General features: G+C 68.5%; 17 protein-coding genes. 7 read left to right on the plus strand and 10 right to left on the minus strand.

What is annotated here, in order from left to right:
- Positions 1-19: 19 nt before the first annotated feature.
- Positions 20-1255 (plus strand): arabinose transporter, encoded by a 1236-nt coding sequence (locus tag BM013_RS16460; RefSeq protein WP_093128683.1) that lies wholly within the window; start codon positions 20-22, stop codon positions 1253-1255.
- 27 nt (positions 1256-1282) lie between these two features.
- Here the strand turns inward: BM013_RS16460 and BM013_RS40505 are convergent, their stop codons facing one another.
- The 3 genes from BM013_RS40505 to BM013_RS16475 form a co-directional block, all read right to left on the minus strand.
- On the minus strand, positions 1283-1930 hold the full coding sequence (locus tag BM013_RS40505) for a hypothetical protein (RefSeq protein ID WP_143098279.1): 648 nt from the start codon (positions 1928-1930) through the stop codon (positions 1283-1285).
- A gap of 256 nt (positions 1931-2186) precedes the next feature.
- The gene (locus tag BM013_RS16465; RefSeq protein ID WP_093128684.1) at positions 2187-2861 is read right to left on the minus strand and encodes an HAD family hydrolase; all 675 of its coding nucleotides are present in this window, start codon (positions 2859-2861) and stop codon (positions 2187-2189) included.
- Positions 2862-3573: 712 nt separating this feature from the next.
- A complete protein-coding gene (locus tag BM013_RS16475; protein ID WP_143098280.1) occupies positions 3574-4185 on the minus strand; it encodes a cupin domain-containing protein in 612 nt (203 codons plus the stop codon).
- A gap of 167 nt (positions 4186-4352) precedes the next feature.
- Here BM013_RS16475 and BM013_RS16480 point away from each other — a divergent pair, with 167 nt between their 5' ends.
- Positions 4353-4940: a lipocalin family protein gene (locus BM013_RS16480; RefSeq protein WP_093128686.1), complete on the plus strand. Its 588-nt coding sequence runs from the start codon at positions 4353-4355 to the stop codon at positions 4938-4940.
- 27 nt (positions 4941-4967) lie between these two features.
- Here the strand turns inward: BM013_RS16480 and BM013_RS16485 are convergent, their stop codons facing one another.
- The 3 genes from BM013_RS16485 to BM013_RS16495 all read right to left on the minus strand — a co-directional run bounded on the left by BM013_RS16485 (position 4968) and on the right by BM013_RS16495 (position 7054).
- Positions 4968-5585, minus strand: coding sequence for a DUF4337 domain-containing protein (locus BM013_RS16485; protein WP_093128687.1), 618 nt, complete (start codon positions 5583-5585; stop codon positions 4968-4970).
- 107 nt (positions 5586-5692) lie between these two features.
- Positions 5693-6649, minus strand: a complete 957-nt coding sequence (locus BM013_RS16490) for a S1C family serine protease (RefSeq protein WP_093128688.1) — start codon at positions 6647-6649, stop codon at positions 5693-5695.
- Between the two features lie 54 nt (positions 6650-6703).
- On the minus strand, positions 6704-7054 hold the full coding sequence (locus tag BM013_RS16495) for a hypothetical protein (protein ID WP_093128689.1): 351 nt from the start codon (positions 7052-7054) through the stop codon (positions 6704-6706).
- Between the two features lie 295 nt (positions 7055-7349).
- Between BM013_RS16495 and BM013_RS16500 the strand changes: the two genes are divergently transcribed.
- A complete protein-coding gene (locus BM013_RS16500; protein WP_093128690.1) occupies positions 7350-7661 on the plus strand; it encodes a hypothetical protein in 312 nt (103 codons plus the stop codon).
- A 25-nt stretch (positions 7662-7686) separates the two neighbouring features.
- Here BM013_RS16500 and kdsA read toward each other — a convergent pair whose 3' ends face one another.
- The 3 genes from kdsA to BM013_RS16515 all read right to left on the minus strand — a co-directional run bounded on the left by kdsA (position 7687) and on the right by BM013_RS16515 (position 11495).
- Positions 7687-8532, minus strand: a complete 846-nt coding sequence (kdsA, locus tag BM013_RS16505) for a 3-deoxy-8-phosphooctulonate synthase (RefSeq protein ID WP_093128691.1) — start codon at positions 8530-8532, stop codon at positions 7687-7689.
- A gap of 147 nt (positions 8533-8679) precedes the next feature.
- Positions 8680-10977 carry a hypothetical protein gene (locus BM013_RS16510; RefSeq protein WP_256221527.1) on the minus strand — a complete coding sequence of 766 codons (2298 nt, stop codon included), beginning with the start codon at positions 10975-10977 and terminating at the stop codon, positions 8680-8682.
- A gap of 17 nt (positions 10978-10994) precedes the next feature.
- Entirely contained in the window at positions 10995-11495 is a 501-nt protein-coding gene (locus tag BM013_RS16515; protein ID WP_093128692.1) for a pyridoxamine 5'-phosphate oxidase family protein, read from the minus strand.
- 468 nt (positions 11496-11963) lie between these two features.
- Between BM013_RS16515 and BM013_RS16520 the strand changes: the two genes are divergently transcribed.
- Positions 11964-12158, plus strand: coding sequence for a hypothetical protein (locus BM013_RS16520; RefSeq protein ID WP_256219816.1), 195 nt, complete (start codon positions 11964-11966; stop codon positions 12156-12158).
- 31 nt (positions 12159-12189) lie between these two features.
- On the opposite strand, the gene BM013_RS16525 is transcribed toward BM013_RS16520, so the two are convergent.
- Entirely contained in the window at positions 12190-13914 is a 1725-nt protein-coding gene (locus tag BM013_RS16525; protein WP_256221528.1) for a lysophospholipase, read from the minus strand.
- Between the two features lie 198 nt (positions 13915-14112).
- Between BM013_RS16525 and BM013_RS16530 the strand changes: the two genes are divergently transcribed.
- The 3 genes from BM013_RS16530 (at position 14113) to BM013_RS16540 (ending at position 18521) form a co-directional block, all read left to right on the plus strand.
- Positions 14113-14379, plus strand: coding sequence for a hypothetical protein (locus BM013_RS16530; protein WP_093128694.1), 267 nt, complete (start codon positions 14113-14115; stop codon positions 14377-14379).
- A 186-nt stretch (positions 14380-14565) separates the two neighbouring features.
- Complete coding sequence (gene glgB, locus BM013_RS16535; RefSeq protein WP_093128695.1) at positions 14566-16455, plus strand: 1,4-alpha-glucan branching protein GlgB; 1890 nt, start codon at positions 14566-14568, stop codon at positions 16453-16455.
- A complete protein-coding gene (locus BM013_RS16540) occupies positions 16455-18521 on the plus strand; it encodes an alpha-1,4-glucan--maltose-1-phosphate maltosyltransferase (RefSeq protein ID WP_093128742.1) in 2067 nt (688 codons plus the stop codon). Before glgB ends, BM013_RS16540 begins: the two co-directional genes overlap by 1 nt.
- The last annotated feature ends 10 nt before the right edge of the window (positions 18522-18531 follow it).

Consider the following 18531-nt stretch of genomic DNA (forward strand, 5'->3'; position numbering starts at 1 on the left):
AGCCTGGACTGCAGGAACCATGTCTCTCCCATCCAACCCATCCACTCCATCCACGCAACCCGCGCCGGATGCATCTTCCGCGCGCCATCCGGCGCAGGGCCGCCTGCTGTTGCTCGCGGCCGTTCTCTTCATCTCGTACCTCTGCGTCGGCATGTCCCTGCCCGTGGTGCCGATCTTCGTGACCGGGCAACTCGGCCTGGGCAACGTCTGGGCCGGGCTTGGCGTGGGCATCGCCTTTCTTTCCACCGTGCTCACGCGCGCGCATGCCGGCACGCTGTCGGACAGCCGCGGCGCCAAGGTGGCGGCGGGCCGCGGGCTGGCCTTCTACATGGCCGGCGCGCTGATCTCGCTGGTCGCGGGCCTGCCGGGCCTTTCACCGTGGACGGCCTTTGCGGTGCTCATCGTGGGCCGCCTGCTGATCGGGCTGGGCGAAAGCCTGGTCGCGGTCGGCGTCATCGGCTGGGGCATCGGCCTCGTCGGTCCCGCGCGTTCGGGGCAGGTGCTGGCGCTGGTGGGCGCCGCGATCTACGGTGCGCTGGCCGTGGGCGGGCCCATCGGCCTCGCGCTGTTCGAGCGCTTCGGCTTCGCCGGCGCGATGGGCATCGGCGCGGTGTTGCCCGGCCTCGGGTTGCTGGCCATCTGGCGCCTTGCCGGCGTGGCCGCGCACCCCGGCGCGCAGCGGCCGTCGTTCTGGCGCGTGGTCGGCAGCATCGGGTGGCACGGCGCGGTGGTCTGCCTGCAGGGCATCGGCTTCGCCGCCATCGGCGCGTTCTTCACGCTCCATTTCATGGACCGCGGCTGGGGCCATGCGGGGCTGGGCCTGACGGCCTTCGGCAGCGGCTTCGTGCTGGTGCGCGTGCTCTTCGGCCACCTGCCGGACCGCGTGGGCGGCCTGCCCGTGGCCATCGCCTCGCTCGCGGTCGAGACAGTGGGGCAAGTGCTGATCTGGCGCGCGACCGACCCCCTGCTGGCGCTGGCTGGCGCGTTCCTCACGGGGCTCGGCTGCTCGATGATCTTTCCGGCAATGGGCCGCGAGGTCGTGCGTCTGGTGCAGCCGCATTTGCGCGGCGCCGCGTTGGGCGGGTTCTCCGCGTTCCAGGACGTCGCCTATGGGCTCACGGGGCCGCTGGCCGGCTTGCTGGCCGACAGGGCCGGGTACGGCAATGTGTTCCTCATCGGCGCGGGTGCGGCGGCGGTGGGGTTGGTGATTGCGTTGGGGCTTCGGCGCTCGCAAGGTGCGGCGTTGTCTGCCTGACGCAGCGGCATTGTCAGCGAGCGACTGTCACTTTTCTCCGGCAGGCGGTGCCCCGTAGATCGCATCGCGTGCCCACTGCATCACTGCCTCGAGATCGCCTTCAACCACATGGTCACCAGGCTGTTCGCGGCAGCCGACATAGGGACTGAAGGTATGAATATTCATCATGAACTGCCGGCCGGTGAAAAGCCGCACGCGAACTTGATACACGCCGAGTTCTGTTTTACGTGGACCCATGGGTCGCAAAGACAGGACAAAGTTCGAGGAAATCGTCGCCGGCTTGCCGTTCACGGTGTATGAGTCAGTTTGCCAGTAGGCCAGTGCCGTCGGAGCTACTTCCAATGTTGCTGCACTCCAGGGGTCCAACCCGAATTGGCGCTCCCCCGGTTCGGGGGAGCGCTCCATCAGGTCTCGGTACGCTGTGCCAGCTGCCCCGAGGTCGCCACCATGACGTCGTGTGGTGGCGTGTTCTCTCAACAAGGTCGGGTCTTCCAGTGAGAATCGACCGCGTGCGGGGATGAGGACATTTCCGACAACATTCGGGCCGCCATAAATTCGCTGCGTGGCCGAAGCACGCAGTCCCCGCTCCGCATCGGCAACCGACACCGGAAATTGCGCGATGAGATGGGTCGAAGTATCGGTCTGGTGATAGCGAACGACCGGGTTCTTCCGCATGGAAAGACCTTCGCACGGTGACTTCGTCACACGAGCCTTTTTCGTTTCAGTAGCGCCGCAAGCGCTGCCTGAAACCGCGCAACTGACGACGAATGCGATGCAACAGCTGCGAGGGATGTAATGCATTTCGCTATCCAGTTTTGCGCAAGGGCGCTGCAACCGCTTCGGGATGCGGCTGCGCAGCTTCCATATTGGGCACGCAGCACAACGGCAGCGCCGCGGACAACAGGTACAGGCGCGCTGCCATGAACGCGATCTATGCGGCCGTGATGCCGAAATCGCGCAGGCGCGACTCCAGCACAGCAACACCACTGCGCCCGTCGTAGACAAAAGAGTGAAGCCCGGCACGCCGAGCACCTGCCACGTTTTCAGGCCGGTCATCGATGAACAACGTTGAACCGGCATCGGCGCCCGCCGCCTTCAACGCCAGCTCGAAGTAGCGCTCGCTGGGCTTCGCGGCACCGAGGTTGCACGAGTAGAACTCGCCATCGAACATCGAGGCATATCCCAGCTCGGCGGACATGAATTCCGCGCGCTGCGTCTGCTGGTTGCTGGCGACATAGCACCTGGTACCGCCCGCCCTGATGGCGCTGATCAGCTGCAGCACCTCGTGGTGCTTGCGAATCGACATCATGGCCTCGAGCACGAGCGGCTTCTGCGCCATGCGGTCCCATGTCCTCAGGACATCATGAAGGGCTTCATCGAAACCGCCGACTTGGGACAGGCATGCGGTTTCGGCGGCGTAAATGTCTGCCGTGAATTTCCGCGCCTGGGCCGGGTCTTCAGAGCTCAGGCAACGAGCGAACGCGCAAGACCAATCTTCTGGCGCGTACTGAATGACGCCGTCAGCATCGATGAGGATCACTTCAATGGGCACTCGATCTCCTGCAAAGACATCGCCAGCGATTTTTTCGTTTGTGCAGCGCTTCAATGACGCCGCCTGCTTGCCGAAGGTAGGCGGCTGAAGGCGCCTTGATTTCTAGCTCGGCGGGTCATGGAGGACACCCCTGAGGCCAGGTTACAGGCATGCCCGCGGATAGCCCTCCAGAGATATCGTCGATCGATTGATCTCCGACGACCAGGTATCGGAAGATGAATCCGTCATCGGCCGACGGCTACGTTGCCGGCATCTTCGCACGCCGATCTTCGGTCGGTCCAAGGCTTGCCTTCGGGTATGCCCCCGGCCCGCGTGACCACGCAAGTGCGGCGGCAGCCGAACCAGCCCAGTTGCAGCTTGCTGCCGTTGAGGTCTCCGTCGGCGTACGGACCGAAGGTGAAAAGCTCGTCCCAAGGGTGTGCAACGACGGTGAAGAGATCCACTGTCTCGGGAGACTCGCAGCGGAGTTTCGTGCCCAGCGCGACGCTGAACTTGCCCGGCTTCTGGAACGATGCGAAGGCCTCGGCGATGAGCGGCAGGGCCGCGATCGGCGCCGCGCAACGCCATGGTCCGAAGCGCTACTTTGGCGTGTGGCGCATGTTCGTTCGGGCTTGTATCGTTTGCTTCTCAGGCGTCGCCGCTGCGTGCGGCCAGTTGGCTTGCCTGTGGCTCGCACAGCCTGTAGCCGAGCCGCTCGACAACCCGCACGGCACCCAACTCCTCGCAGAAGGCGATGTCTCTGGCGTTCGACGCCTTGACGGGCGGCCTACGGAATGCTCGCGGGCGACGAAAACGGCTGGGTGGCGTCCACCACGAACATCACCAGCGCGCGCAGGTCCATCGTGCCGCTGCTGGACACCTGCATCGCCATTCCGGCGCCGTGACCGGCTTCGGGCTGGCCGGGGCCGACACGCATCGTGCCGTGCGCGCTGCGGATGCTCTGTTCTCCCGAGAGCACGAAGAACGCCTCCGAGCCCGGGTGCATGTGCACGGGCGTCGTGCTGCCGGGCGGGCCGCTGGCCTCGTTGATGCGCAGCAGGTACTGCGGCGCGTCGACCCGCGCAATGGGGCCGACCTCAGCCACCGTGCGGCCGTCAGCCGAAACGCCGCCCGCTGGCCCCAGCGTGAAGAGCCACACCTTGCCCGCCGATTCGGCGACCAGCGCCCATTTGCTCGCGGCGCCTTGCGCTTGCTCGGCGCGTTCGGCCTGTTCCCGCGTGGCGAAGCTGGCTATCCGCCAGAAGAGCGGGCCGGGCGGCAGCTCGGCCACCTTCTTCTCCACCAGCGTGTTGATGGCCAGCGGCGTTTGCGCGGTCGCCGCCGTGGGCGAGAGGCATTGAAGGCAAGCCAGTAAGAAACCCACGAGAAACGGTCTCATGACGACACCTCTTTGGGACACATGCCGCGGCGACCGCCCACGGCTGGTCTCACAGTAGTCCTTTTCCGGCGGAATACCACCGCGGCGAAGGCCTGAAGGCGGCCCCGTCCGACGCGGCAGGGCGTGGTCGCAGGCTAGGGTGAAGTTTCAAACACCGGAGCCCTGCCATGCCCAGAACCCCGCGAACTCTTCTTGCCAGCCCGCCGCTGCACATGGCCCTGGGTGTTGTGGCTGCCTTCATGATGGCCGGCTGCGCCGTGTCGCCGCCGACCATCACGCCCGTGAAGCAGGTCGACCTGCAGCGCTTCATGGGCGACTGGTACGTCATCGGCAACATCCCCACGCGGCCGGAGCGCAATGCGTTCAATGCGGTGGAGTCGTACAGCCTGAAGCCCGACGGCAGCATCGACACGCGCTTTCGCTACCGCGAGGGCGGCTTCGACGGTCCGCTGAAAACGATGAACCCCACGGGCACCGTGGTGCCGGGCACCAGCAACGCGGTGTGGGGCATGCAGTTCATCTGGCCGATCAAGGCGGAGTACGTGATCGTGGACATCGACCGCGACTACCAGCTCACCATCGTCGGCCGCAGCGACCGCGACTACGCGTGGATCATGGCGCGCACGCCGGACATTCCCGAGCCCGTGTACCAGGCGGCCGTGACGCAGCTCAAGACGCTGGGCTACGCGGTCGACAAGCTGCGCCGCGTGCCGCAGCAGTGGCCCGAAGACGCGGACGCGGCACCGAAGAAGTAGCCGCGGCCGCGAAAGGCGCGGCCCGCCTCAGAGGTGCATCGCGGCCAGCACGCCGATGGCCAGGCCCGCGACGGCCACGCCGTACATGCCGCGCTCCAGCCACTTCTTCTTGGTCAGCAGCGCGATGGCGGCCAGCGCGATCGACACCTGCAGCACCGTGGTGGCCTGCGCCCAGCGGTGGTGCTGGTGCATCTGCTCGTCGGACTGCGCGTCCCAGCGGGCCGAGTCGTCCTCGAGCTTTTTCGCGGCGGCCTGGATCTCGGTCTTTTCCTGCTCGTAGCGCGTCACCTTCGCCTGCCAGCCCTGGCGGCGGGCGTCGTCGGTGGCGGTGTCGCGCGCGAACTCGGCGAGCGCCTGCTTGGTGCTCTTCGACTGGAAGTAATTCCACTGGTTCGACGCCTCGGTCTTCTTGATGGCGGCGTTGTTCTTGTAGAGGCCGGCGTTGGCCTGCGTGGCCCCGCCCATGTACGAGAAGATCGCGCCCACCGTGGCAATGGCGGCGGTGCACACGGCGATCTTGCTGGTCATGCTCATGCCGCCGCCTTTCGCGGCCGCGTCGTCGGCACCGTGGCCATGGTCGCCGGAAGCGGCGTGTTCGAGCTCGTGGTCGTGCGGGCCGTGCACGTGAAAACCGTGTCCTGACATGAGGTCCTTTGCATTCGCTTAAATTTCGGGGGCGCGCGAGTATGCACGGTCTTCATGACCGCTCTTCCGCGGGCATTCCCGCCCCGGCCAGGCCGGCCTGGCCTGGCTCAGCCCGCCGGCTGCACCGTCAGGTAGAACGGCGTCAGCGTGCCCGCCACGGGCCGCAGCAGCTTCAGCAGCAGCGCCCGGCCGTAGCCTTCGCCCGCGAGCCGCTTCAGCAGGTCGGACAGCTGCGCCAGCGGCGTGCCGTCGCAGCCGACCAGGATGTCGCCGCTGCGCAGCCCGTCGCGCGCGGCGGCCGAGCCGGCCACCACCTCGACCACGCGCACGCCGGTGGCCACGGGCCAGTCGTTCTCGCGCACCCAGCGCCGGGGCAGGGCGACCGCCGCGCACTGCACGCCGAGCTTGCCGCGGCGCACCGCGCCGTGGCGCATCAGTTCGCCGGCCACCCAGCGCGCGGTGTCGATGGCCACCGCGAAGCTCAGGCCCTGCGCGGAAGGAATCACGGCCGTGTTCACGCCGATGACGTTGGCCGCGCTGTCCAGCAGCGGGCCGCCGGAGTTGCCGGGGTTCAGCGCCACGTCGGTCTGGATCACGTCCTCGATCATCCGGCCGCCGCGCGAGGGCAGGCTGCGGCCCAGCGCGCTCACGATGCCGGCGGTCACGGTGAAGTCGAAGCCCAGCGGGTTGCCCACCGCCACGGCCACCTGGCCCGGCTGCAGCGCGGCCGAGCTGCCCAGCGGCAGGAAGGCGGCGGGGTGCGACTCGATGCGCAGCACGGCGATGTCGGTCGAGGCGTCCTGCCCCACGAGGCGGGCGACGCTTTCGGTGCCGTCGGCAAAGGCCGCGCGCAGTTCGCCGGCGCCTTCGACCACGTGGGCGTTGGTGATGGTGAAGCCGTCGGGCGTGAACAGAAAGCCCGAGCCGCTGCCATGCGCGGCGGCCGTGCCGCGCTGCGCGGGCTTTCGCACCTTGATGTGCGCGACAGCCGCGCTGGCCGTGTGGGCCACCTGGGTGACGGTGGCAGAGTAAGAGTCGAGAAGGAAGTCGTCGCGCGCGCCCATGGAGCACCTTTCAGTCGCCGGATTCCTTCGAAATGGCGGCGGCGCGCGGGATTTTCAAGCCGCTGGCGGCTGGGGATCCTCCGGCGCAGGGTGGGCGCTCTCGCCGCGGAACGGCTGGCGCAGCTTGCGCAGGGTGTCGCGCACCCGCACCCGCCAGGCCGGCCCGCGGACCTTCGGCGGCGCGAACCGGGGCGGCATGGTGGCGGCCAGCGCCGCGTACTGCGAGCCCAGCAGGCCCGAGCCGAACGGGTCCTGGTGGTGTTTCAGGGCATGGCCAATCTGCATGAGCCGCATCGACGCGCCCGGTTCCCGGCGCCGCAGCGCCTCCACTTCTTCCGCATACCGCTCGGTCAGGCGCGCCCACTTCGAGAAGTCATGTCCGAATGCCGAAGCTTCGCTGTTCATCCTGGACCTTTCCTTTTTTGATCATCCGCGCCCCGGGGGCGGCCTGTGCGCCGTGCCGTTCCTGCCGGATTCGGGCGCTTGATGACTTATCGGAAGGTGTGGCCGGATGTTTAGTACGAAGCCCTTATTTTTTCTGAGGGTGGTGGCGCGGGCCCTGGCGGGGCCGGTGCAAAGGGTACGGGCCTACCCCTCGCAAAAATCGAAATGTAATACCAATTGACTGCCCCGGAGGCCCGCCGCGTAATGGCGCCGGCCGCTCATTTCGGCCGGCCACGGAACCGCCAAGGAGACACCCATGTCAGCAACGGTCGTTCAGTACGTGTTCAAGCCCAACCCCGGCACCAACATGCAGGACCTGGTCGGAATGATCAAGGAGGCCGCCGAAATGTGGCGCAAGCACGGGGCCGATGTGAGCCTGTGGAGCGTGCAGGTCGGCGAGATCGGCAACATGACCTTCGTCGTGCGCTGCGAGTCCGCGGCCAAGCTCGGGGCCACGCTCGACGCCCTCAACGCCGACGCGGCCTTCGTCGCGTGGCGGGCCAGGAACGTGCAGGCGGGGCTGGCCTCGTGGGTTCGCAGCAACCAGGCCTACGAGATTCCCATCTGACGAGGCGGCCCGCCCGCGCCGGCGTTCAGATCTTCAGCGGTGCGAACGACTTGACCAGGTCGTCGAGCGCCTTCAGCTGCGTGAGGAACGGCTCCAGCTTGTCCAGCGGCAGCGCGCTCGGGCCGTCGCACTTGGCCTGCGCCGGATCGGGGTGCGCCTCGAGGAACAGGCCGGCCAGGCCGACGGCCATGCCGGCACGCGCCAGGTCGGCCACCTGCTCGCGGCGGCCACCGGAAGCGGCTGCGCCCGCCTCGCGCTGCTGCAGCGCGTGGGTCACGTCGAAGATCACCGGCAGGTCTTGCGTGATCTTCTTCATCACGCCGAAGCCCAGCATGTCGACCACGAGGTTGTCGTAGCCGAAGCAGGTGCCGCGGTCGCACAGGATGAGCTTGTCGTTGCCGGCTTCCTTGAACTTCTCGACGATGTTGAGCATCTGCGAGGGGCTCAGGAACTGCGGCTTCTTGATGTTGATGACGCGGCCGGTTTTGGCCAGCGCCACCACCAGGTCGGTCTGCCGCGCCAGGAAGGCGGGCAGCTGCAGCACGTCGACCACCTCGGCCACCGGCGCGGCCTGGGCGATCTCGTGCACGTCGGTGAGCACGGGCACGCCGAAGGCGTCCTTCACGGCCTGCAGGATCTTCAGGCCCTCGTCGAGGCCGGGGCCGCGGTACGAGTGGATGGACGAGCGGTTGGCCTTGTCGAAGCTGCCCTTGAACACATAGGGAATGCCCAGCTTCTGCGTGACGCGCACGTACTCCTCGGCGCTGCGCAGCGCGAGGTCGCGCGACTCCAGCACGTTGACGCCGCCGAACAGGACGAAGGGAAGGCCGTTGCCGGTGCTGACTTGGGGGGTGATGGTGACGATGGACAAGGTTTTCTCCAGGCTGTTTGCCGCTATTGTCCTTCCGCTTCGATTGGCCCCGGCCGGCGCGTTGATACGAGAGGCCCGCCCTGACCGCCGGCCGTTCGCCTGAGCGCGAGCGGCGGGGCCTCACACGCCCCGCACGCCCTGCACCCCTCAGCCGTTGTGCAGCTGCACCGGCGCCGCAGCCGCCGTCGGCCCGTGCTGCAAGGCCGCCGGCAGCCGGTTGTCCAGCCAGTCCATGCGCCAGGCCAGCACCACCATCGCGAGCACCAGCACGGCCGCCGCGGCAACGCCCGTGGCCCCATGCCGGTCGCGGTACGGGTCGCGCGCGATGCGCCGCGCGCCCGGCGGCACGCGCGCGGTCTGCGACAGCATGCCGCCGAGCCGCACGTTGACCTTCATGCGCCCATTGATGGCCCAGCCGCTCGCGTCCAGGATCGGCCCCAGGCTGCGCTGGCGCAGCTTGAGCCACGCGATCAGCATGCTCGGGCCCGAGATGGCCAGCACGATGCCCAGCAAGGCCACCGGAATCCACTGCCCCAGGTCGACGAACTTGCCGAAGATGGCCACCAGCACGGCGCTGATGCTCCCCAGCGCCACGCCGATGGCGGCAACGGTGCCCACGTCGACGCGGCCCGTGGGGCGGGGCACGGCGGTCGGCACCTTCGCCGCGTCGGCGGCGTGGGCCTGGTCGGCCGTGGTGAGCCTTGTCGCAAAGCCGGTCAGGCCGGTCTGGCCGGCGGCCTCCTGCGCGGCGGCGCGCTTGGCCACCTGCTCCTCGATCACGCGCACGAACTTCTTGTACGGCGCGAAGAAGGCCTGCGCCACGCTGGTCGGGTTCTCGATCAGCTTGGTGATGGTGGCGTCCCAGTCGCGGCCCTGACGGTCGTAGAAGACGCCGTTGCGCCCGACGAAGAGAAAGTCGACGTCGCCCGCGGTGAAGGCCGCGACGATGCTCATCTTCTGCCCCTGGCGCGTGCAGTCGCAGTACGCCAGGCAGGTCTTGGCCAGGCCCGCGAGCACGGCGTGCTTGGCCGTGTCCTGCACCTGCACCGTGAGCTCGCAGCTGCGGCCGTCCAGGTACAGCGTGCCGGCCTGGAAGATCGCGCCTTCGCGCCGGTAGAAGGCCTTGAACGACACGAAGTTGTTCAGCAGCACGACCAGGTCGCGCTGCAGGCGAATGAGCTTCTCCAGATCGACCAGCAGCGCGTTGTGTTCTTCCGCGGCTTCGTCGTCCTTGATGAGCGCGAGCAGGGGCTCGCGCGCGGCCAGCAAGGCGTCGAGCTTGTCCAGCGGCAGCTCGGCGGCCCAGTTGCCGGGGCGCTTGGCCATCAGCGCCTGCAGCGGTGCCAGTTGCTGCTTGATGGCGAGCCAGTCGGTTTCCGAAAAGGCTTCCGGAAACTCGTCGCGCGCGCCCAGCAGCGGCACCACGGTGCGCGCGGCAAAGACCGCGATGGCATCGGCCCACGCGGGGTTGAGGCTGGTGCCCTGCAGCGGCAGCACGCAGCGCGGCGTGACGGGGGCCAGCGGCAAGTCGGCAATGGGCTCGGCCTGCAGGTCGAGCGTGTTGGCGCCGAGCTCGTCGTAGGCCTTGGGCGAAGGGTTGAGCGCGGTCACGGCCTGCGCGTCGAACGCGGCGACGCGGCAGCGCGCGAAGAAGTCGTCGAGCTTGGCCTGCACCTTGTTGGCCGCATCGGCCGCGGCCAGCGTGGCGTCGCCCAGCGGCATCAGCGTGCGGTCGCCCGCATCGGCCTGCACGTGCCAGTCGCGCGCCACCTGCACTTCACCGAAGAAGGCCTCAGTGCGCGCGCGGTCGATGCCCGGCGTCGCCTTGTGGCGGTCGGGCACGCTGCCGTGGACACGCATGACTTCGGCGATGGCGGCGCGCACCGCGTCGTCCTGCGCGGTGTCGGGCGTGACGATGCCGTCGCCGTTGAAGCGCATGGCGGCCAGCAGCTCGCCGCGGTCGGCAATGTCGGCGAGCGTGAGGGTGTCGGCCTCGGGCTTGCCCTGGATCTGCAGCAGGCGGCGCGCCTCCTCATGCAGCCGCGCACCCGCGGGCGTGTCGCCGTCGAGGTCGCCCAGCGTGAGCACGTCGCTGCCTTGCAGCAGCACGTCGGGGTTGCGCAGGCGCGCGCACACCCACTCGCAGGCGGCCACCACTTCGGGCGGGCGCACGCGGCCGTCGTGGTCGGCGTCGATCAGGTCGAGCGTGCGCGGATCGAAGTCGATGCCGCGCGTGGGGCAGGCCAGCGCCACCCAGAGCTTCTGGTCCAGCTCGCCGATGCGCGCGATGTCCTCGCCCGAGCGGAACACGACCTGGTCGGTGCCGCCCGCGCGAATGAACTGCCAGCGGTGGGCGGTGCCGGCCTGGCGACCGGGTGGGCTCGTGGCGCCCTGGGTGCTCGTGGTGGCCTGCGGGTGGGGTGTCAGCGGGGTCGCTTGCGTCATCGTCCGCGGCCCTGCGCTCAGACCGCGACCTTCTTGTGCTCCCCCAGGTTCTTTGGCGGCTCGCCCGTGATGGCGGCCTTGGCCATCTTGTAGAGCTGCACCATCTTGCTGTCGTCCACGTCCCAGTACTCGGCTTCGAGCACGGTCACGGCCAACAGGCCGAGGTTGGGGTCGGTGGGGCCGTTGGGGAACCAGGCCTGCGCCATCTTGGTGAAGAGCGCTTCCTTCTTCGCCTGGTCCTCGAGCAGCGCGGCGCGGCCCGACACCGACACGTAGCTGTCGTCGCCGGTGTTGGCGTAGGCGATGTTGACCGCCGGGTCGGTGGCGGTGTGGCGCGCGACGTCGCCGTCCTTCGGCATGAAGAAGTAGAGCGTGCCCACGTCGTCGCCGTTCTTGTTCTGCGTGGTCAGCGGGTGGCTGTGCAGCTGGCCGTCGCCGTGTCGGTGGGTGAGCATGCCGAAGCGGGTGTCCTTGATGAGGTCCCAGAGCTTGCTGTGGTCGGTGGTGGTGGTCGTCATGTGGGGACTCCAGAAAAAGAAGGTCGGTTGGATGAGCAGTGGAGCCTTCACCGTAAGCGCCCGCCTTGCACTGTCTTGAGGACACACGGCGCACAGCCGTGTCGTCCCACACCGACACGGCATGCGTTGCCGTCCGAAGCGCGTAGGTGCTGTCCGTCCACCGGAGGCGGCATTGCCCTTGCGTCATGTGCCGGCACCATGGCAACGTCGGAGATCGACGGTGATGCCGTCCCTCGTATCTCCTCCCTTGCGAGGGCTTCGCTGCGTGATGGCAACGAGGCTTGAACCCGGCCCGGCGCTGGGTTCTTTTTTGTGGCCGGTCTTTGTGGCCTGGGGTCGCGAACGCGGATGCCCTGTCTGGCCCGTCTCTTCATACAACCTTCAGCAGGCGCTCAGCGATTCTTCAGTCGCGCTGCCGACACTGGGTCTCCCGAAGAAGACATGCCCGCACAGAACGGGCCACGCCAATTGAATCGCCTGAAACTCTCCCTCCTGCTGGCCGCAGCAGCCATCCTCGCCGGCTGCGGCCACGACCACCATCACCGCAACCGGGACCGCGACCACAACGGCATTCCGGACCGCTACGAACGCAACCGCGACAGCGACGGCGACGGCGTGCCCGACCGCTACGACCGCCGGCCGGACAACCCGCGCAAATACTGAAGAGCTCCAGGAGACCGAGGAGCCCGCACCCTCAAGGCGCCTTGGGCTTCGACGACGGCTCCCACGAGTCCGGCGTGGTCGCCACCAGCGACTTGAAGTCCTTCCACGGCCGCGCACCCGAAATGCTGCGCCCGCCGACGATGACGGCCTTGGCGAACACCACCATGCGCTCGCGCAGGTAGTCGCGGTCGGACGCGGGCCAGGTCTCGATGGAATGCGGCCCGCGCGCCAGCACGATCTCCTTCACGCCGCGGATGCGGTTGTAGGCCGCCACGGTGCCTTCGAGCGTCTCGGCGCGGTCCCACAGGCCCTTGCCGAAGAAGGCCGCGGGCCAGCGGTCCATGCCCGCGAGCGTGGACGAGTTCGGGTAGAACACGATGTGGTGGTCGGCCGCCATGCCGCCCAGGAACAGGTTGCGGTCGGCCAGGTCGGGCGAGTCGCCCACGTAGCCCGCACCGCTCGCGAACGAAGACAGCAGGATCGCGCCGCGGATGTTGCGCATGTTCTTCGGCGGCGTGCAGCTGGGCTGCGGCATGTCGAAGCTGCACTGCGCCACGTAGTTCTTCGTCATGGCCCAGGCGGTGGACATCGAGCCGCGCGAGTAGCCGCCCAGCACCAGCGGAATCTCGCCGGCCGGCATGCCCGCGAGCAGCCGCCCGCGCGTGGCCTCGCCCTCGAGCAGTTCGCCCTTGGGCGTGAGGATGCGCAGGCCGCGCCCGCTGTCCAGCGCGTTGAGCGCGCGGAACACGTCCTCGCCTTGCTCCAGCGTGTTGGTGTCGCTGAAGCCGCCCGAGAGGCCTTCGCCGCGCCGGTCGTAGGCCAGCACGTCGAAGCCGGCCCGGTTCAGCGCATAGAGGTTCTCGCGCCACCAGCGCTGGCCCATGGTCTCGGTGGTGGCGTTGGGGAAGCTGATGGGCACGGTCTTGCCGGTCTTCTCGTCGACGCGGTAGGAGGCCTCCTCGGGGTGCTGGATGGCCGTGAGCTGCCCGCCGCCGCCCGGCGCCATGATGGCCAGCGCGCGCACCTTCTTGCCCTTGCCGTTGTCCACGCCCGCGCCTTCGATGTACCAGCCGCGCAGCTTGATGTCGCCGGTCATCTTCAGGTCGATGCGCTCGAAGGTGTCGCGCGGCGCGGTGAACTCCACCACGTAGGTGCGCGCATCGGCCTCGGCAATGCCTTCGCGGTAGGGCGCCTTGGCGAAGAAGGCGGGCCGGCGGATCTGCTTCAGGTCGACCTGGCCGTCGGGGTCGATCCTGCCGGAGGGGTCGACCACGCCGGTCGAGCGCGTGGCGCGCTCCTTGTTGGGCGGCAGCCAGCGCTGCATCTGCGCGTCGATGCGCTTGAAGCAGGCCGGGTCTTCCTTGCAGGCGCTCCAGCGGGCCTTGAGCTTCTCGTCGGTGAATTCGGCCACGTGGTAGTCGCCGCCCGCGTAGCCCGTGGGCGCGCGGTTGGCCGTCATGAGCACGGGCACGCACACCTTGGCGCCCGCGCTCCCCGTGCTTCCCGTTCCCCGTGCCTTTTGCGGCAGCAGGTAGCCGCCCATGGTCGCATTGCGGTCGGTGCCGACCCAGGCGCTGCAGTCGGTGGGCGGCACCACGCTGGCCGCGGCCTGCCGCTGGGCTTCGCTGGCGCCGCTGCAGGCGGTGAGCACGAACGCGGCAGCCAGGGATGCGGCGGCGCAGCAGCGCAGCAGGGCGGGGCGCGAAGGGCACGAAGGGCGCAACGGGCGCGAAAGGCGCGAATGGGTGGGCGTCATCGGCGGAAGCTGTAGATCTGGAGGCCCCGATCTTCGCCGTTTCCGCTCTCCGCCATCGAGGCCGAAGCCGTGTCCGGCTGCAAGCGGGCGGCTCGCCGGTTGTAGGACTCGTCCTGCACGCGCATGCGCGTATTTCTCCTCTCCAACGCGGCTTGCGGCGCGCTGAATCGCCGCCGACCCGACAAGGAGACAAGACAGATGAACTTCGAAGGCATCTACTGCTTCGACACGGCCTGCGTGCGCTTTGCGTTCTACCCCGAAGGACCGGCGGGCCCGCGCGTCCTCGCGCAGATTTCCGAAGAAACCCTGCACGACGAGTTCGGCGCGCGCGAGACCGGCGACCAGCTGCTGGAGACGTGCCGCCTGCACTTCTATGCGATCGAACCTGCCGCCGTGGCGCGCTACCGCACCGCGCAGCGCCAGCCGATCACGCTGACCATCGACGATTTCGCGCTGCACGCCTGAGCGCGACGGGGCCTGAAAAGGTCACGAAAAAGACACGGGCAACTCTCCGACAAGGCGAGTAGGCCCAGACCGTATCCGCGACAGCCGGCGCCCCCGCAAATTGGGCGGAGCCAGACGAACATCGCAGGCGTTCCTTGCCGAACCGCCCGTGCGAGCCGTGCATCTGGCTTCAATCAAGGAACGCCGGTGCCTCTGAACCATTCACTCCCGGGCGAGCGAGACGCCTATCTTTTTCACGAGGGCACCCACGCCCGCCTGTACGACCTGCTGGGCTGCCACCCGCAACCTGGGGGCGGCGCCCGCTTCGCGGTGTGGGCGCCGAACGCCGAGTCGGTCTCGGTGGTGGGCGACTGGAACCACTGGTCCGGCGACGCCGACCCGCTGGTGCCCGACCCCGACACCGGCATCTGGCAGGGCCATGTGCCCCACGCCGCCATCGGCCAGACCTACAAGTACCGCATCCGCTCGCGCTTGCGCGGCTACACCGTCGACAAGGCCGACCCCGTGGCCTTCAGCGCCGAGCTGCCGCCGGCCACCGGCTCGCGCATCTGCGAGCTCTCCTACGAATGGAAAGACGACGAGTGGATGGCCACGCGCGGCATGCGCAACGCGCTGGACGCGCCCATGTCGGTCTACGAGGTGCACCTGGGCTCCTGGCGCCGGCATGACGGGCAGTTTCTGGGCTACCGCGAAATGGCGCACGAGCTGGCCGCGTACGTGAACAAGATGGGCTTCACGCACGTGGAGCTCATGCCGGTCACGGAGCATCCGTTCTACGGCTCCTGGGGCTACCAGACCACCGGCTACTTCGCGCCCACCTCGCGCTTCGGCTCGCCGCAGGACTTCATGTACCTGGTGGACCACCTGCACCAGCAGGGCATCGGCGTGCTGCTCGACTGGGTGCCTTCGCACTTTCCGACCGACGAGCACGGCCTGGGCTTCTTCGACGGCACGCACCTCTACGAGCATGCCGACCCGCGCCAGGGCTTTCACCCCGAGTGGAGTTCGAGCATCTTCAACTACGGCCGCTCGGAGGTGCGCAGCTTCCTGGTGTCGTCGGGCCTGTTCTGGCTCGACCTGTACCACCTGGACGGCCTGCGCGTGGACGCGGTGGCCTCCATGCTCTACCTGGACTACGCGCGCAAGCACGGCGAGTGGATTCCCAACCGCCACGGCGGGCGCGAGAACCTCGAGGCCATCGACTTCCTGCGCACGCTCAACCGCGCCGTGTACCGCGAGTTTCCCGACACGGTCACCGTGGCCGAGGAGTCGACCGCCTGGCCGCGCGTGTCCCGGCCCACCGACATGGACGGCCTGGGCTTCGGCGAGAAATGGAACATGGGCTGGATGCACGACACGCTGGCCTACATGAAGGAAGACCCGGTCAATCGCAAGTACCACCACCACAAGCTGACCTTCTCGCTGGTGTACGCCTTCCACGAGAACTTCGTGCTGCCGCTCTCGCACGACGAAGTGGTGCACGGCAAGGGCTCGCTCATCAACAAGATGCCCGGCGACAACTGGCAGCAGTTCGCCAACCTGCGCGCGCTGTTCGGCTTCATGTGGGCGCACCCGGGCAAGAAGCTGCTGTTCATGGGCGGCGAGTTCGGCCAGCGCCGCGAGTGGACGCACGACGGCGAGCTCGAGTGGTGGGTGACCGCGCAGCACCACCACGGCGGCCTGCAGAAGCTGGTGGCGCAGCTCAACCGCGTGTACCGCGAGGCGCCCGCGCTGCACCAGCTCGACTTCTCGGCCGCGGGCTTCGAATGGATCACCGCGGACGACGAGGAGAAGAGCGTGTTCGCCTTCCTGCGCAAGTCGGCCGACGGCAGCCCGCCGGTGCTGGTGGTGAGCAACATGACGCCGGTGCCGCGCACCAACTACGTGCTGGGCGTGCCCAAGGGCGGGCTCTGGCGCGAAGTCATCAACACCGACGCGGCCGAGTTCGGCGGCGCGGGCTGGGGAAATCTTGGCGGCGTGGAGGCCGCCCCCGTGCGTTCGCATGGCCGCATGCAGTCGGTGAGCCTCACGCTGCCGCCGCTTTCGACGCTCATCCTGGAACAACGCCCGACATGATGAAGAACATCTTTGCATCCCGCCACGCAGACGCGGCGGCGTCTCCTTCCGACACCCTGGTCGACAACCCGAACGGCAATGTGCGCGCGGTGATCGACGCCGTGCTGCCCGCGGTCGACAACGGCCGCTTCCCCGTGAAATGCGTGGCCGGCGAGCGCGTGCGCATCCGCGCGCACTGCTTCACCGACGGCCACGACGTGCTGCGCGTCATGCTGTGCTGGCGCGCGATCGACCAGGCCGAGTTCCGCGAGGTGCCGATGAAGCTGCTGGGCAACGACGTGTGGGAGGCTTCGTTCTCGCCGCCCGCGCTCGGGCGCTACGTGTACACCGCCGTGGCCTGGGTCGATCCCTTCGAGTCGTGGCGCAGCGAGATGACGCGCCGCGTCGACCCCGACGACGTGCGCATCGCCTCGCAGGTGGGCGCGCTGGAAATCGCCGCGGCCGCCGGGCGCGCCGACGGTGCCGACCGCACCGCGCTGCAGCGCTGGGCCACCGAGCTCGACGCCGTGGCCGCCACGCCCGGCGCCGACGCGGTGGCGCTGAAGGCGCTGGCGCTCGACGAGGAACTGGCCGACACCGCGCGGCGCCACCCCGACCGCCGCCATGCCGCGCGCCACCCGGTCGAGCTGCCGCTGTTCGCCGACCGCGAGCGCGCGCGCTTCAGCAGCTGGTACGAGCTGTTCCCGCGCTCGGCCGGCACCGAGCCCGGCGTGCACGGCACCTTCAAGGACGTGGAGGCGCGCCTGCCGGCCATTGCCGCGATGGGCTTCGACGTGCTGTACTTTCCGCCGATCCACCCGGTCGGGCGCATCCAGCGCAAGGGGCCCAACAACAAGCTGGTGAGCGGACCCGAAGACGTAGGCAGCCCGTGGGCCATCGGCGCGGCCGAAGGCGGCCACAAGGACATATTGCCCGCGCTGGGCACGCCCGAGGACTTTCGCCACCTGCTGGCGCGCGCGGCCGAGCACGGCCTGGAGATCGCGCTGGACATCGCCTTCCAGTGCGCGCCCGACCACCCCTACGTGAAGGCGCACCCCGACTGGTTCCGGTGGCGGCCCGACGGCACCGTGCAGTACGCCGAGAACCCGCCCAAGAAGTACCAGGACATCTACCCCTTCAACTTCGAGAGCGAAGACTGGCGCGGCCTGTGGGCCGAGCTGAAGAGCGTGCTCGACCATTGGGTGGGCGAGGGCGTGCGCATCTTCCGCGTGGACAACCCGCACACCAAGGCCTTTCCTTTCTGGGAGTGGGCCATCGGCGAGGTGAAGCGCGAGCACCCCGAGGTGATCTTCCTGGCCGAGGCCTTCACGCGGCCGAAGGTGATGCACCGCCTGGCCAAGCTGGGCTTCTCGCAGAGCTACACCTACTTCACCTGGCGCAACACCAAGGAAGAGCTGGTCGAATACTTCACCGAGCTTTCCACGGCGCCGGGCATCGACTACTTCCGCCCCAACGTGTGGCCCAACACGCCCGACATCCTGCACGAGCAGCTGCAGGGCGGCGAGGCCTCGGTGTACATGTCGCGGCTGGTGCTGGCGGCCACGCTGTCGGCCAGCTACGGCATCTACGGGCCGACCTACGAGCTGCGCGAGCACCTGCCGCGCGAGCACGGCAGCGAGGAATACCTCGACTCCGAGAAGTACCAGCTTCGCCACTGGAACCACGACGACCCCGAGAGCCTCGCGCCCTTCATCGCGCGGGTGAACCGCATCCGCCGCGAGAACCCGGCGCTGCAGTGGGACCGCACGCTGCGCTTCCTGCACATCGACAACCCGCAGCTGCTGGCCTACGCCAAGAGTTCGGCCGACGGCAGCAACGTGGTGGTGACGGTGGTCAACCTCGACCCGCACAACGTGCAGTCGGGCTGGGTGGGCCTGGAGCCCGCCAGCGTGGGCGTGAGCCCGCCGTCGCGCGGCTTCCAGGTGCACGACCTGCTCAGCGGGCAGCGCTTCATCTGGCAGGGCGACTGGCACTACGTGCGGCTCGACCCGCACAGCGCGCCCGCGCACATCTTCGTGGTCCGGCGGCGCCATGGCGACGAGCGCGACTTCGACTACTTCCTCTGAGGTCGCCCGC

Origin of the sequence: Variovorax sp. OK605, assembly GCF_900115445.1 — a bacterium.
Lineage (GTDB): Bacteria > Pseudomonadota > Gammaproteobacteria > Burkholderiales > Burkholderiaceae_C > Variovorax.

Bases quoted from the DNA above. Each gene is read 5' to 3' on its own strand.
- BM013_RS16460 (WP_093128683.1), top strand. From the start codon at position 20: ATGTCTCTCCCATCCAACCCATCCACTCCATCCACGCAACCCGCGCCG.
- BM013_RS40505 (WP_143098279.1), bottom strand. From the start codon at position 1,930: ATGCGGAAGAACCCGGTCGTTCGCTATCACCAGACCGATACTTCGACC.
- BM013_RS16475 (WP_143098280.1), bottom strand. From the start codon at position 4,185: ATGAGACCGTTTCTCGTGGGTTTCTTACTGGCTTGCCTTCAATGCCTC.
- BM013_RS16480 (WP_093128686.1), top strand. From the start codon at position 4,353: ATGCCCAGAACCCCGCGAACTCTTCTTGCCAGCCCGCCGCTGCACATG.
- BM013_RS16485 (WP_093128687.1), bottom strand. From the start codon at position 5,585: ATGTCAGGACACGGTTTTCACGTGCACGGCCCGCACGACCACGAGCTC.
- BM013_RS16490 (WP_093128688.1), bottom strand. From the start codon at position 6,649: ATGGGCGCGCGCGACGACTTCCTTCTCGACTCTTACTCTGCCACCGTC.
- BM013_RS16495 (WP_093128689.1), bottom strand. From the start codon at position 7,054: ATGAACAGCGAAGCTTCGGCATTCGGACATGACTTCTCGAAGTGGGCG.
- BM013_RS16500 (WP_093128690.1), top strand. From the start codon at position 7,350: ATGTCAGCAACGGTCGTTCAGTACGTGTTCAAGCCCAACCCCGGCACC.
- BM013_RS16510 (WP_256221527.1), bottom strand. From the start codon at position 10,977: ATGACGCAAGCGACCCCGCTGACACCCCACCCGCAGGCCACCACGAGC.
- BM013_RS16515 (WP_093128692.1), bottom strand. From the start codon at position 11,495: ATGACGACCACCACCACCGACCACAGCAAGCTCTGGGACCTCATCAAG.
- BM013_RS16525 (WP_256221528.1), bottom strand. From the start codon at position 13,914: ATGACGCCCACCCATTCGCGCCTTTCGCGCCCGTTGCGCCCTTCGTGC.
- BM013_RS16530 (WP_093128694.1), top strand. From the start codon at position 14,113: ATGAACTTCGAAGGCATCTACTGCTTCGACACGGCCTGCGTGCGCTTT.
- BM013_RS16540 (WP_093128742.1), top strand. From the start codon at position 16,455: ATGAAGAACATCTTTGCATCCCGCCACGCAGACGCGGCGGCGTCTCCT.